Origin of the sequence: Psychrobacter arcticus 273-4, from assembly GCF_000012305.1 — a bacterium.
GTDB lineage: Bacteria > Pseudomonadota > Gammaproteobacteria > Pseudomonadales > Moraxellaceae > Psychrobacter > Psychrobacter arcticus.
Genome location: NC_007204.1, coordinates 241,461 through 255,889, shown reverse-complemented (window position 1 = coordinate 255,889; position 14,429 = coordinate 241,461). Strand labels below are relative to the sequence as shown.

The window sequence follows — 14,429 nt, the reverse complement described above, 5'->3', positions numbered from 1 at the left end:
TAGTGCTTAGCTTTTTAGGCAGGGTTTGACAAAAACTTTACCTCTGCCAATCAAACTGCATTCATTGTACATAAACCAATTGTATAGGAATAAAGACAAAAACATGATAAAAAAATTCAATTCACCCTGCATTAATTGGTAATCATCCCAAGCATAAGACACTTAATCAACATAAAAAAATCATCCCTAAAAGCACTTGGTGCAGAATCAAGCAATAACGAACTCGCACTGATTTATATTAAAGGTTTGTTATAATAGCCTGCGACCAGCCCCCGTTTAAACTCATCGCTTTAACATACCAAATCATCGTATTTAACGTATACAGCATTTCTAAAAAAACCTATGACCATACCGAGGTTCTAAAAGACATCAACCTTGATGTCAAGCATGGTAAAATCACTCTACTACGACTGCTTGCAGGTTTTGAACTGACCCCTGCCGTCAAATCCGTACACATAAACTTGGGTGCTAATGAATCAACGATGATACGTACCGTGCTGATTCCTGTTATTTTTCCGGCAGTGATGGCAGGTTGGCTGCTTGCCTTTACCTTATTTCTTTTTGACTTCGGTGGTTAGATTATTTTATGTTAGAGCTTCGTCATCTTAATACCCTAACTGCGCTACGGGCACATGGCTCATTAGCTGCTGCTGCCGATGAGCTGCATGTCACTGCTTCTGCTGTCTCGCATCAGTTAAAAGAGTTAGAGAATTATTACGATATCAGTTTGGTCAATCGTCGTACGCGTCCATTGACCTTTACGCCAGCTGGCAAAACCGTACTGGCGCTCGCTGACAGTATTATGCCGCAAGTTGCTCGTACCAAAGCCAACTTAAAGCGCCTCGCTCATGGACAAGCAGGCAGGCTGCGTTTGGCGTCGGAATGTCATAGCTGCTTTGATTGGTTGATGCCGATTCTCAATTATTATCGCCGTGAGTGGTCAGATGTGGAGCTGGATTTTGCCACAGGTTTTGAGCCTGAGCCGCATCATTTATTGATGGAAGGGGATATCGACCTGCTGATTACGACTAGTAATTTGCCGATAGAAGGCATCAGCTATCAACCCTTATTTGAGTATGAGAGTCGTTTGGTACTATCCCCCACTCACGATTTGGCAGAGCAGCATTTTATACACCCAAATGATTTGATTGAGGAAACCTTGATTGCTTATCCAGTAGAAGCCAAGCGCCTCGATATTATTGCCAATTTTATGACCCCAGAGCAGGTCAGCTTTAAGGCTATCCGTACCACTGAGCTGACGGCTATGCTCATACAGCTAGTAGCAAGCGAGCGCGGCGTGGCAGCACTACCTGATTGGGTGGTCGCAGAATATGAGAAAAAAGGCTGGGTGGTCTCGCGACCATTAGGGGATGGTGTCTACTGTCAGCTCTATGCAGCAACGCGTAGCTCTAGTCAAGATACCGCTTATATGCAAGGGTTTGCCAGTTTATTAGAAGGTATCGTAAAGCCTGTGTAATTATGATTTTTTATTGCTTCATTTTTATGATTATAAAACCAACTTAAAGCAATAAAACCCAAGCGCAGTTGCTAGTAATGTCATCCCCACATGCAAACCTACCAACCCTAAAGCTGCCAGTAGCCGCCCATGATGGATAAAGGTAAATACTTCAGCGCTAAAGGTGCTAAAAGTGGTCAAGCCACCTAAAAATCCAGTAATCACAAATAGCCTGATATTGGGAGACAAGCCGCTGCCCATACGCTCAAACCACACCAGTGCCAACCCTATCAATAATCCACCTAATACATTGGCGCCAAGCGTACCAAGAGGTATCCAATGGTGCAGTGGATTGAAACGTGCCAGCCAGCCTCGCAAGCATGCGCCAAATGCAGCCCCTAATCCAATAGCTAGCCACTGCATAAATCATCCTTAATCAGGTAGAGGTTAATAGAGATGCTCTCTCATTCATAAAATAATACTTAAACCGCAGGCAGTTCTGTCATTGGCCAACGTGGCACACAGCTCACCGCTAAATCATCGGACTGCCCTGCTTGCAAACGCTCATAACCGGCATAAGCAATCATTGCACCATTATCAGTACATAAAGCAGGCGGCGCATAATGAACAGTGGCATTGATTTTAGCCAGCTCACGCTCGAGAGTTTCACGCAAATGGCTATTGGCACTGACACCGCCTGCTATTACCAATCGGCTCATATCCACTTGCTTAAGCGCTTTGACGCATTTTTTCACCAAGGTATCAACGACAGCATGCTGAAAACTGGCAGCAATATCAGCGCGGACTTGCGGGTCGCTATCAGAACCATTTCCTGAACCGTCAGTGTCCTTGATAAGATTGTGCACAGCCGTTTTCATACCGCTAAAAGAAAAATCCAAACCGCGATGTAACATCGGTCTGGGCAGACTATAAGCATTCGGATTGCCGTTTTCCGCCAATTTAGCAATATTAGGACCGCCCGGATAGGGCAAGCCCAACATCTTTGCGGCTTTATCAAAACATTCGCCCGCCGCATCATCGATGGACTCGCCGAGGATTTCATATTGTCCGATACCGTGGGCGGCAATGAGTAGCGTATGTCCACCGGACACTAATAGCGACACAAATGGAAACGCTGGTGGATTGAGACCCATCAGCGGTGCCAATAAATGCCCTTCCATATGATGAATGCCAATCGCTGGAATATCTAGACCATAAGCCAAGCTACGACCAAACAATGCACCCGTCATCAGCGCGCCGATAAGCCCCGGACCCTTGGTATAAGCGATAGCATCAATCTCATCTTTGCTGATATTACATTGGGCCAACAGCTCATTAAACAGAGGCACCAGCTTACGAATATGATCGCGACTGGCAAGCTCAGGCACAACGCCGCCGTAAAGGGCGTGCAGCTCTATTTGTGAATACAATACTTGCCCAAGCAGACCTTTATTCTCGCTATTTATCTGTTCGCTATCGAAAATCGCCAGACCGGTCTCATCACAAGAAGTCTCTAAACCCAATACTTTCATCTATGTGCCTTTATTTTTTACTATGCATGATTTTTTAGTTATAGTTGAAATACTTTAAAGTCGCTACAGTATTTCTGGTGTAAATTTTTTGCAGCCTCTGTCTGCGTAGGCACAGCAAGCAAGAAAAATTTGCACCAGAAATACGTGTTGTATCAATATTACTTTTCACCGACTATAGCTTAACGCTTAAAGATACGCTTTATGTCGTTATGGCAAAAAACCGCCACTGTAAGCTTACAATGGCGGTCAGTTTAACAAATTTCACTCAATAACATTTAGCTAACCGCAGCGACCATATAATCAACAGCAGCATGAACTTGCGCTTCACTGACCTCGGCACTCGCCTGCGCGGGCATTTTATTAAAGCCTTTAGCAGAGTGCATATGTAGCGTATCGATACCTTTGGCAATGCGTGGTGCCCACGCTTCTTTATTACCAAATACTGGCGCTGCTAACAGACCTTTTTCATGACAGACTTTACATTGTTTTTCATACAATGTAGCACCTGCGTCAGCAGCCAACACTTCAGGATCAGTAGCAGCTTCAGCACTTACTTCTTCAGCTTCTACTGCCGGTACTTCTGCCTCAGCGGTAAGCTCGGCTTCAGTAGGTGCTGCTGGCTCTACAACCACCGTTTCAGTAGCAGCTTCAGTTTCATTAATCGCTGCAGGCTCATCAGCGGCAGTATTATCACCACCGCTACATGCGCTAAGTGTCAACAACGCACTAAGACTTAGACCAGAGAGCGCCAACTTAACAACTGATTTTTTCTTTATTACAGATTGTTTAACCGTCATGGTTATTCCCTCGTCTTTAGATTGTTAATGACATCACTCATTATTGAATACTGCCTTCAATCATGATTAATTTGTGGCTGGCATTGCGGCACTATCGGCAGGCGCCATAGCGGTATCAGTACTATCGACGCTTGCTGTTGCATCAGCTGCTGTTCCCTCTACTACAGCCGCCCCTTCTTCAGTACTCATCGTGGCATCTGTTGTCGCGCCCACAGCTGGCATTGGCGCTGTTGCTGGAAAATCCATCTTTTCTGCTGCAGGTGCGTTCTTGCGAGCAAGCGCTGCTGCAGCATCGACACGATCGACGGCTAAGATGTGCTCTGATGCTTCGCCTTCTTTTTCACTACTACAAGCACTCAGACTGACGCCCATAATAAGAGCCAATGTTGCCCATAGTGCCGTACTTACGACTGATTTTTTTATTCCAGTTTTCATCAAAAACCCTCAATATAATTGCTATAAAAGCGTTGTCGCGCCTGATTATTTTATTTAATACCAGACTCGACTTATCATAACATAGACTGCATATCAGCCGTTATTATCAGACTATGACTTTATCCAAAATTCAATGATTATATATTCGAAAAGACTGGCCATAAATAATAGCACTTATATCCGGTTAAATACGTGATTAAACTGATATAAGCAGTTTAATCAAGCGCTTTATTTAAAATAGGTATGCTAAAGCCTTTGACTTTACTGCTATTTTTTATTAAAATAGGCGCCCTTGTGCTATTGCGCAAGACTATCCTAGTTTGAGCTGATGCCAGTAATCTTGAGATATTACGGCTAAATACTAATATACAGCCAAACTAATGCCCTTATATCTCATCCTAATCGAGGAGTCTTCATGCCTGCAGTTAAGGTTAAAGAAAACGAACCAGTTGATATCGCTATCCGTCGTTTCAAACGTGCTTGTGAAAAAGCTGGCGTATTGTCAGATGTACGTAAGCGTGAATTTTATGAAAAACCAACGCAAGTACGCAAGCGCAAAAAAGCGGCTGCAGTAAAGCGTTATAAAAAGAAATTACAACGCGAAACTATTCGTACCACTCGTATGTACTAATCGATAATACGATTAGCTAAGTACCAGCGCTACACTAACGCCACTGTTATCCAATGATATCAGTGGCGTTTTTTATGCTACAATTTTTATTATTACTGCGGTCACATGATTGATTCTAAGGCTTTCTGTTATAAAGCTTGTGATGATTAGCAGATTTTTACACAAACTTTTTATTTATACTGATAAGGAATAATAACAATGAGCCAAATTAAACAGACGTTAACTGACACCATCAAAGTCTCTATGAAAGCACGTGAGCTTGAACGGGTCAAAGTATTGCGTAACGTACAAGCGGTTATCAAACAAATCGAGATTGACCGTCGGACAGAGCTTGATGATGCCGAAGTATTGGAGATATTACAAAAACAGCTCAAACAGCGTCATGAATCATTGACTATTTTTACCGAAAATGGTCGTGATGATTTGGCGACCAAAGAGCAGTTTGAGATTGATATTATCAATGAATATATGCCAAAACAGATGGATGATGCTGAGCTTGCTGCTTTGGTCAGTGCAGAAATCGCTGAACAAGGTGCCACGTCAATGCGTGATATGGGTAGCGTGATGGGTATCTTAAAAAGTAAAACCGCTGGTCGTGCTGACCCTGCACTAATCTCAAAACTCGTCAAAGATGCGCTACAAGGCTAATAGCGACGACAAGTTAATAAAATCAACGCTATTTTTTATTCAGTGCTTTATATAGTTGAAATACTTTAAAGTCGCTACCGTATTGCTGGTGTAAATTTTTTGCAGCCTCTGTCTGAGTAGGCACAGCAAGCAAGAAAAATTTGCACCAGTAGTACGTGTTGTATCGATATTACTTTTCACCGACTCTAGTCGTCAGCTATCAAAAAACCGCCTAAGGCTTAAAGTCTTTGGCGGTTTTTACGGCTTTGATTTCGGCATTAATATTGGCAAGCAGAGGTCGGGCGCTATTGGCTTGAGCCGTATTTTGCAGTTTTTCTGTCAATTGCTTAGCTTGCGTCAAAGAAGTCAGTGCGCGCTCATAGTGCCCACTCCATAGTTGATCATGACTGCGATAACGCAGCGCATTAATAGTAGCGATACTTTTTAGCGGTGCAGAATCAGTGGTCTTTGCCAGTTTTTCATTGGCTAACTGCAAACTTTGCCAAGCATAGCGATCGCTTGGTTGCTGCTCAGTTAATGGTTTGAGTAAGACTTGCGCTTTGGTTGGCTGATTGCTATTGGTCAAGGCTTCCGCTAAATACAGACGTAAATCACGGCGCTCAGGATACAAACGCTGCTGACTTTCTAATACTTCAGCCGCTTGTTGCCATTTATTTTGTTCAGTCAAAATTTGGCTTTGGGTAATGGACAATAATGGCTCGAGTACTTGGCGCTTTGCTATCGATAATGCAGACAGTTCAACAAATAAATCGTCTGCTTCTTTAAAGCGTTGCTGCGCTCCATACCAGTGCATCAGCGCAAGCTTTGCCCCGACGCTGTTCTTTGCTGCGGTCATCAAGGCCATCTCTGAAGCATGCTTTCCTGTACTTTGTACGCGCCAATAGAGCAAATCAAACAAGGCTTGATGGCGCTGCTGTTGATTTAACGGCAGCGCATTATAACGTTGCGCACGGCTTTGAGATTCGCTTAAGCGCTCATTACTCAGTGGATGTGAGCGGATAAAACTGGGCAGAAACTGATTGGCCGTTTGGTTCATCTGACTTTTTTGATTCATGGTCGTAAAGAAGCGTGGCATCGCACGCGGATCATAACCAGCTTGGTTCATGATTTGCATACCAACCCGATCAGCATCACGCTCATTATTACGACTAAACGCCATGCTGCTATTCATCGCGGCGGTTTGGCTGCCCATCATGACTGCTGCTGCTGCATCACCATCGACGGTCGATGCAGCTATCGCGGCGAGCATGCCACCTATTTGCATCAGCAAGGCTTTCTTGCGCTCATCAGCACCGCTCTCATAATGACGCTGACTGATGTGTGCAACCTCATGAGCGACGACGCTTGCCAGCTCATCCATACTGTTTGCTGCCAATATGGTGCCGGTATTGAGACCAATCACGCCGCCTGGTGCCGCAAACGCATTGATACTTGGATTATCAATAATGACCAAACCGAGCGGTGCTTGCTGACGCGCTTGGGCATTAAGCCGCCACGTCAGCTCTTTCACGGTTTCTTGAATCCAAGGGTCATGCTCCATCTTTACACGACCATTAATGTTTCTTAATGACCATTCACCAAGCAATTTATTTTGATATTGCTCTTCAAAGCTCAGCCCCTGCCCACGTAAATTTGGCAAATTTAGCGCTTCTGTGCCAGTGGTTTGCCATGAATCATCACTCAATGGCGCAGCTTGGCTCTTGCTATAGGCGGCGCTTGTACAGGCTAATAGTATCGTTGACACTGCTAATTTTAGCGCACGCGTTGGCAACAGCTGGCGATTGACCAGCTTAGAGAATGACCTTGTCTGTATGCCTGCATAGTGAGTGATAACATATTTATTCTGTGCATTTATCAGTGGCTTATCAAGCACTGATTGTCTTTTAAAATAATCCAAGTGCGTACCCTATATGTATAATCATAACGTGCTTTGACTATAAGAGCTTGTCTATTCAAGGTCAATTACCGTATGCCTGTCGCTACCAATAACTCCGCAGGGCGTCACTATTGCGCAACATGGTTATGTGAGCCTACTAGATAAGTCTAATATGAAAATATAAAAATCAATATTACTCAGTCGTTTTGATTGATCAAACGCGATGATGACTATATTCAACTGCAATTGAATACAGGCAATTTGCTATAATGATTGCTTATAAAACCGTCGGCGTCGCAACATAATCGCCATGTCATATTAAGATAGCACTATCTATAAATATTGTAATTGTAACCCTAAGCATTAGACTGAAACACGAGGTTTAATGATAGACACGTTAAAGGTTTATTTTATGTCTGCTGATAGCCCATCAATCATGGTACGAGCTTCTTATCCGATATGTTTGGCAGAGACTGTGTCTAAGAGCGGGCAGCAATCAATAAGGCAGCTCCTAGATTTACTACCAGTCAATGACACCAACTTAAAGCATAAAACAGATTTGAGTAAACCGTCGCTTATTATTAAAAATATGGTCGATGGTCGAGGACTTGCCTGCCCGATGCCACTGTTAAAAACCAAAGTAGCATTACGCAGTGTCGTCGCTGGTGAGTCATTATACGTGGTGGCAACCGATCCAAATTCTCAAGCTGATATCATGGCTTTTTGTCAGCAAAGCTTGCAAACAGATGCCGAGAACCCACTATCGCTTATCATAAATCAAGCCACCGTATCAGACAGTAAAGCGGCAAGCGACAACCAAACTAAATATTCTGTTGATACAATATATCACTTCATCATTACCAAAACTGATAGCAACTAAGCGTCGCTATCCTTTACAATTACAACTATAAAGATTTTTATCTGACTGTTTGCTTATCTATTTAACCAAGGTCAAGAATATGGCTAATACCACTACTAATGCTGCAAATACCCGTAAAAAAGACAGCGCCGCTCCTGAAAAAAACGAAGCGCGCGAGGCGGCATTAAAGGCGGCAGCTGAGCGTCCGCCTTATGATGCCAGCGCGCTCGGCGATACCAGTACGCGCGATTTGGTACCAGCTATGCCAACGCATTTGTCCGCGCCTGGGGTGAATTTGGGTGCTTATATCAACACTGTCCATCAAATCCCTATCTTGACTCCGACCCAAGAGCAAGAGCTTGCCCATCGCTATTATGATGAAGGCGATGTAGAAGCTGCACGTCTGCTGGTCATGTCGCATTTGCGTTTTGTCATTCATATCGCACGCAGCTATTCAGGTTATGGGTTACCGCAAGCAGATTTGATCCAAGAAGGCAATTTGGGACTGATGAAGGCAGTAAAACGCTTTGATCCTAATAAAGGCGTACGTCTAGTATCATTTGCAGTGCATTGGATTAAGGCGGAAATTCATGAATTTGTCATTCGTAACTGGCGCATTGTAAAAGTTGCCACTACCAAGGCGCATCGTAAACTGTTCTTTAACTTACGTAGTCTCAAAAAGACCAATAATCAGTTGACGATTGAAGAAGCCGATGCGATTGCCAATGACTTGAACGTCACCCGTAAGCAAGTGCTTGAGATGGAGTCGCGTCTTACCTCTTACGATGCATCGTTTGAGGCGCAATCGAGTGATGACGATGACGGACGTTATGCACCGCAGTTGTTTTTAGAAGATGGCATTGACCCTGCCGAGATTGTCGAAGAATCTGACTGGGAAGAAAACAACTCATCAGCCTTGATTGCTGCAATGGAAACCTTAGATGATCGCTCTCGTGATATTGTCGAGCAGCGCTGGTTATCTGAGCAAAAGTCAACGTTGCATGAATTGGCAGCGGTCTACTCTATCTCTGCAGAACGCGTACGCCAGATTGAAAAAAATGCCATGGACAAAATCCGTGAAGCGATGACCATCGATAGTGTGATTTTACCTGATGATATTCAATAAGGCGAATATCAATAAAACGTCTACCATTCTTTAGCAAACCTTAGTCAATAATACGAGTATGATCATGCTAAATTGGATTAGTATCGCGGCGATCAATATGGCCATCGCCGTTGCTCTGGGTGCGTTTGGCGCGCATGGTCTTAAAGCTATGGTCAGCACTCAGCAGCTAGAGTGGTGGCAGACGGCAACCCTATATTGGTTCGTCCATTCGCTTGGGTTATTACTTGTTGGCATCCTCATTCGCCTGAATTATGCAACCCAAACCGCAGCATGGTTACTACAAATTGGGGTGATTATTTTTGCTGGTAGTTTATACGCCATGACACTTGGCGCGCCGCGTTGGTTTGGCGCCATTACCCCTATTGGCGGTGTGCTGATGATTGCTGGTTGGTTATGGCTTGCTCTATCCTCCGCACGCTTAACAAATAGCTGATAAATGAATTTCAATAAAAAACTCTTGGTTTAATCAGCTACGCAAGCGCTGTTAATAGTAAAAATAAGATAGATAAATAGGAATCTTGAATTATTAGGAAGCACAGTATATGAGTAATATTAGTGTCAATGGTAAGAAGTTACAGACGACTCATCAAACGGTACAATTGGTCGTCAATGAGCTCGGGCTTAGTAACGGTCGTTATGCGGTGGAAGTCGATGGTGAACTGATTCCTAAAAGCGAGCTTGATAGGCTACATATTGTCGAAGGTATGACTATTGAGGTAGTACAGGCTGTAGGCGGTGGCTAAAATTTTCTATATAGTTGAAATACTTTAAAGTCGCTACCGTATTGCTGGTGTAAATTTTTTGCAGCCTCTGTCTGCGTAGGCACAGCAAGCAAGAAAAATTTGCACCAGTAGTACGTGTTGTATCGATATTACTTTTCACCGACTATAGCAATTAAAAGAGCAGGTTTGAGAAATAGTACTTTAGATAATCATACTTCAAAACTTAACTTTTACAACACTTCCTCTTTAAAAATGACTATAAAAAAGACCTCAACGATTATTCATTTGAGGTCTTTTTTTACTTAGCGTCTTAAGCTGGCTGATTTGCTCTTTCTTGAGCATGTCATGTATTCAAATCACTCATGAATACTGTTCAATTTAATAACCATGCTATTTGTACGTTTATTTATTAGCTAAGCATTATTAAAATTTTATGACACAGCAAGCTGTCACTAAACTGCAGCCTCTACTGCAGGCTCTGCTTCAGCCGTCATCAAATCTTCATAGCGTCCATCACGCCCAGCACCCTGTGTCTTTTTACTCTCCAATTTGGTTTTATATTTGCGTACTTGTCTATCAAGTTTGTCTGCCATCTCATTTATGGCTTTATACATATCATCATCAAGAGCTTGAACAAACATCTCTTTACCCGAGACTCGCATGATAGCTTCAGCCTTATGGCTCTTTTTAGCACCGCTGTTATCTAGCGATAGAATCACTTGAAGACTTTGAATCCGATCAAAGTGACGCTCTACTTTTTCAAGTTTTTCGCGAACTGCGGTGTCCATGGCATCGGTAATACTGATATGGTGACCACTGATAGAAACATTCATATTATTGTCCTCTTATTGGTACTTACAATCAACAGATGAGGTAGCATTGCTGCTTTTATCACCCTGCCTTACCACAAAATAATCTTGTGTCTTTATCCTCAACGCCTCTAATAGCAGTGCTTTTAATAAAATATCGACGTATCCTTTTATCGTCTTTTTTATCTCATCCTTAATAACTGGCTACATAAATTTGCTAAATCGACACTTAGATTTTGTTGTTGGTAGGACTCTAATTTGTCATGAAAACCCGATAGTAGCAAGACTCTATATTGTAATTAAATGTAATAAATCCTGTTGTTTCTTCAATGTTTCTATATAATCAGAAAATTTTATTTTTTATGTTTACTATAAAATATTTTGGTGATTCATCATCTCTATAGATAACTTGTCGAATTCAGACCATTAATATTTTTGTTTGCGCTGAGTAGATGAGCCGATACTCATCGCTTCACGATATTTGGCAACTGTTCTTCTGGCAATATCGATACCTTCTGCTAACAAATAATTTTTTATCTTACTGTCGGATAGTGGCTTTTTGGGCTCCTCATCGGCTATAAGCTGCTTAATCATCGCGCTGATAGCAATTGATGAGATATCGCCATCGCTGCTGCTAACATGTGATGAAAAGAAGTGCTTGAGCGAAAACAGACCTTGTGGGGTCAAAATGGTCTTACTGGTAGTCAGGCGCGAGACCGTTGATTCGTGTAAATCGACTTCGTCTGCAATTACCTTTAAAATAAGCGGTTGCATGGCAGTGGCACCGTACTGCAAAAACGCTTGCTGGTAGCGGACGATACTGGTCGCCACCTTCAAAAGGTTCTGATTACGCTCTTCGATACTGCGAATAAACAAGCGCGCATCGGTGAGATTTTCACGCAGATATTGATTATCAGGGCTATTATCACCGCGCTTAACAAGGTTGGCATATTCTTGATTGACCCGTAGTTTTGGCAAAGTTTCAGGGTTTAGACGTACCTGCCAGCCATCCTCTTGGGTAGATGTGTCGGTGTTTTGATTGGCATCATGGCGACGGATAGGCGTCACCAGTACATCAGGGATATCATAACTGTCGGGCGACTGAGTATAATCAGGTTGGCGACTCTGAAACAGCAATCCTGGTGAAGGATTCAAACTGCGTAACAGCATAAGTGCGGGGGTAATCTCCTGTGCAGCAAGTCCTGTGCGCTCAGTTAAGGCTTTAATGTTATTACTGACCAGATGCTCACTGGCTGACAAGAGCGCTTGGGCTTGTTTGAGATACGGTATGTCAGTATCGAGCTTAGATAGCTGAATCGCTAGGCATTCACTTAGATTTCGCGCACCAACCCCCAGCGGATCACAGGATTGAATCATACGCAGTACGGCCATCACTTCGTCATGTTCAACACGCTCATCCCACTGATAAAAACTCGCAATGGTATCAAAGCTTTGTAGCAACTCCTCGATATCAAGCCGTACAAAACCCATATCGTCCATAGAGTCCATCAGATACTCAGCGATAAGCGTATCTGTCTCTGAGAGTCGCTTAAAATTTAGCTGCCAGCGCACATGGTCTTGAATCGTCGCATTGGTACTGCCTTGATAGCTATCAAAGTCATCAGAATCTGGACGCGCTGACGGGCTGCCTGTACCAGCACTGGCTGTGTCAAAACCATCATATTCTGCATAAGGGCTATCATAGTTGAGGCTTTCTTCATTTGAACCGTCGAAGTCCTCAAGCATATAACTGTCTATGGCATCCGTATCAAAACTGTCTTGCTGCAATTTATCTAGGCTATCGCTAATACTGTCATCATACTCAAACTCATCCTCATTATTACTTGAAGAAGATACGGAAAATGTGTCAGAAGCCGTGTTTTGATTCCAGCTGTCTAGCGTTAGTGGCTCGCCAAACTCAACTAACGCGTCTTTATCGGCACTTTTATCGGCACTTTCATACTCATCTTCATCGTCTTCGATGCGTTCTAGTAGTGGATTACTATCCAGCTTCGCTTGAACCTCCTGCGCAAGCTCAAGACTAGAGAGCTGCAGCAATTTAATAGCTTGCTGCATTTGCGGGGTCAGTTTTTGTGAGATGCTTAGCGTGGTCGCCAATCCGAACGACATACTCATGGGCAGCTTATTACACTCCAGTCTTGGTGATATTGTCTTTGTGATGCTGATTAGGGAGCGGTTTACCCTTAACAGGACATGACGATAGCATTTTTTGCGATAATTTTGCTATGATAATTTACGCCCTAGCCAGATACGTGATGTATAAACCTCTGTCCATAGCTTTATGACGGCTTTTAAAGAATCTTTTAATGAAAATTTATACCTGCTCATATAGTCGATTCCAAATAAAGTAGATACATCATGTTTTGACGCGGCACTGGTATAAATTTTTCTGGCGTGCTGTGCCTGCGCAGACAGAGGCTGCAAAAAATTCATTCCAGTCCCGCTGTATCATTTTTATACTGGGCTTACTATCGTTGCATAAAGTGATTTGCGGAATAAGGTGTAAATAAACCATTAATAACGGCAAAAATAACGGCAAACCTAAAAACGCTTTATAAGACATATATAACGCTAACAATACTGAGAAGCCTACTATGAGTAACCCTATAAATAATACGCAGCTGACCGTTGCTGCTATCCAAATGAATAGCCAGCAAAACATTGAAGACAATCTAGCGGATATAAAAGCCGCTATTATAGAGGCTGCTGCACAAGGCGCTCAGCTTGCCGTGCTACCAGAAAACTGCTGTAGCATGGGTAGACAATTTGCTACCGCAGAGCACTTTGATGCGCTGTCAGCGATGATAGCGGAGTATGCACGTACATATGGTATGTACGTTCTTGCAGGCTCATTGCCTTGCCCGTATCGCCCTGACGGTGTGATTGTGCCTGACGGTAGACTGCGCCAAGCAAGCCTATTGTTTGCGCCCGATGGTACCCGAATCGCACGCTATGACAAGATTCATTTATTCACCGCGACAGTTGCGGATAAGCAAGGTAGTTATAATGAAGCGGCGACGTTTGAGCCAGGCGCACAAACAGTCGTGGCAGCTCTCGATGTAGAGGGTGCCGTTTATCAGCTCGGTATGATGGTGTGCTTTGATCTGCGTTTTCCTGCATTATCGCAGCGCTTACGTCAAGCAGGGGCAGAACTATTAAGTGCACCATCTGCTTTTACGTATCTAACAGGACAAGCCCACTGGTCGCTCTTGCTGCAAGCGCGAGCTTTGGACAGCCAATGTATGGTGATTGGTGCAGCACAAGGTGGTGAGCATGCTTATAAAGACGGTCATACACGTCAGACTTGGGGACATACGACGATGAGCGCTTATGATGGAACCGTAATCAGCAGCTACGATGCTAGCGAATTAAACCAATCTTTAAATGAAGACAATAAAAATTATGCCATTGTACTGGCGACATTAGATAGACAAGCGCAAAATCAGGGACGACAAAAGATGCCTATTTTTGATTGTCATCGTTTGGCGTAAAGTCATTTTTATACAGGCGTTTTTTC

Annotated in this window: 15 protein-coding genes and 1 pseudogene; 9 read left to right on the top strand and 7 right to left on the bottom strand. The window is 43.4% G+C overall.

Annotated features, from left to right (window positions below):
• Positions 1–458 precede the first annotated feature (458 nt).
• Together potC and PSYC_RS01115 are read left to right on the top strand one after the other, a co-directional pair.
• Positions 459–566: pseudogene (gene potC, locus PSYC_RS11480) on the top strand (spermidine/putrescine ABC transporter permease PotC); the annotation flags it as partial.
• Between the two features lie 20 nt (positions 567–586).
• Positions 587–1,477, top strand: coding sequence for a LysR family transcriptional regulator (locus tag PSYC_RS01115; RefSeq protein WP_011279527.1), 891 nt, complete (start codon positions 587–589; stop codon positions 1,475–1,477).
• A 30-nt stretch (positions 1,478–1,507) separates the two neighbouring features.
• On the opposite strand, the gene PSYC_RS01110 is transcribed toward PSYC_RS01115, so the two are convergent.
• From PSYC_RS01110 to PSYC_RS01095, 4 genes are all read right to left on the bottom strand, one after another.
• A complete protein-coding gene (locus PSYC_RS01110; protein WP_011279526.1) occupies positions 1,508–1,879 on the bottom strand; it encodes a CrcB family protein in 372 nt (123 codons plus the stop codon).
• Between the two features lie 59 nt (positions 1,880–1,938).
• Entirely contained in the window at positions 1,939–2,988 is a 1,050-nt protein-coding gene (gene tsaD, locus PSYC_RS01105; protein ID WP_011279525.1) for a tRNA (adenosine(37)-N6)-threonylcarbamoyltransferase complex transferase subunit TsaD, read from the bottom strand.
• 275 nt (positions 2,989–3,263) lie between these two features.
• Positions 3,264–3,785 carry a c-type cytochrome gene (locus PSYC_RS01100; RefSeq protein WP_011279524.1) on the bottom strand — a complete coding sequence of 174 codons (522 nt, stop codon included), beginning with the start codon at positions 3,783–3,785 and terminating at the stop codon, positions 3,264–3,266.
• A 66-nt stretch (positions 3,786–3,851) separates the two neighbouring features.
• A complete protein-coding gene (locus tag PSYC_RS01095) occupies positions 3,852–4,220 on the bottom strand; it encodes a hypothetical protein (protein ID WP_011279523.1) in 369 nt (122 codons plus the stop codon).
• A gap of 415 nt (positions 4,221–4,635) precedes the next feature.
• Here PSYC_RS01095 and rpsU point away from each other — a divergent pair, with 415 nt between their 5' ends.
• Both rpsU and PSYC_RS01085 read left to right on the top strand, forming a co-directional pair.
• A complete protein-coding gene (rpsU, locus tag PSYC_RS01090) occupies positions 4,636–4,851 on the top strand; it encodes a 30S ribosomal protein S21 (RefSeq protein ID WP_010195908.1) in 216 nt (71 codons plus the stop codon).
• A 198-nt stretch (positions 4,852–5,049) separates the two neighbouring features.
• Complete coding sequence (locus PSYC_RS01085) at positions 5,050–5,499, top strand: GatB/YqeY domain-containing protein (protein ID WP_011279522.1); 450 nt, start codon at positions 5,050–5,052, stop codon at positions 5,497–5,499.
• A 211-nt stretch (positions 5,500–5,710) separates the two neighbouring features.
• Here the strand turns inward: PSYC_RS01085 and PSYC_RS01080 are convergent, their stop codons facing one another.
• Positions 5,711–7,396 (bottom strand): M48 family metalloprotease, encoded by a 1,686-nt coding sequence (locus PSYC_RS01080; RefSeq protein ID WP_011279521.1) that lies wholly within the window; start codon positions 7,394–7,396, stop codon positions 5,711–5,713.
• Between the two features lie 391 nt (positions 7,397–7,787).
• Between PSYC_RS01080 and PSYC_RS01075 the strand changes: the two genes are divergently transcribed.
• From PSYC_RS01075 to thiS, 4 genes are all read left to right on the top strand, one after another.
• The gene (locus PSYC_RS01075; protein WP_011279520.1) at positions 7,788–8,255 is read left to right on the top strand and encodes a sulfurtransferase TusA family protein; all 468 of its coding nucleotides are present in this window, start codon (positions 7,788–7,790) and stop codon (positions 8,253–8,255) included.
• A gap of 241 nt (positions 8,256–8,496) precedes the next feature.
• Complete coding sequence (gene rpoH / locus PSYC_RS01070) at positions 8,497–9,360, top strand: RNA polymerase sigma factor RpoH (protein ID WP_201500657.1); 864 nt, start codon at positions 8,497–8,499, stop codon at positions 9,358–9,360.
• 64 nt (positions 9,361–9,424) lie between these two features.
• Positions 9,425–9,793, top strand: a complete 369-nt coding sequence (locus PSYC_RS01065; RefSeq protein ID WP_041757433.1) for a DUF423 domain-containing protein — start codon at positions 9,425–9,427, stop codon at positions 9,791–9,793.
• Positions 9,794–9,902: 109 nt separating this feature from the next.
• On the top strand, positions 9,903–10,103 hold the full coding sequence (gene thiS / locus PSYC_RS01060) for a sulfur carrier protein ThiS (protein WP_011279517.1): 201 nt from the start codon (positions 9,903–9,905) through the stop codon (positions 10,101–10,103).
• A 431-nt stretch (positions 10,104–10,534) separates the two neighbouring features.
• On the opposite strand, the gene hpf is transcribed toward thiS, so the two are convergent.
• Both hpf and rpoN read right to left on the bottom strand, forming a co-directional pair.
• Entirely contained in the window at positions 10,535–10,915 is a 381-nt protein-coding gene (gene hpf / locus PSYC_RS01055) for a ribosome hibernation-promoting factor, HPF/YfiA family (protein ID WP_011279516.1), read from the bottom strand.
• A 402-nt stretch (positions 10,916–11,317) separates the two neighbouring features.
• Positions 11,318–13,027 carry an RNA polymerase factor sigma-54 gene (rpoN, locus tag PSYC_RS01050; RefSeq protein ID WP_011279515.1) on the bottom strand — a complete coding sequence of 570 codons (1,710 nt, stop codon included), beginning with the start codon at positions 13,025–13,027 and terminating at the stop codon, positions 11,318–11,320.
• 479 nt (positions 13,028–13,506) lie between these two features.
• Between rpoN and PSYC_RS01040 the strand changes: the two genes are divergently transcribed.
• A complete protein-coding gene (locus tag PSYC_RS01040) occupies positions 13,507–14,403 on the top strand; it encodes a nitrilase-related carbon-nitrogen hydrolase (RefSeq protein WP_011279514.1) in 897 nt (298 codons plus the stop codon).
• The last annotated feature ends 26 nt before the right edge of the window (positions 14,404–14,429 follow it).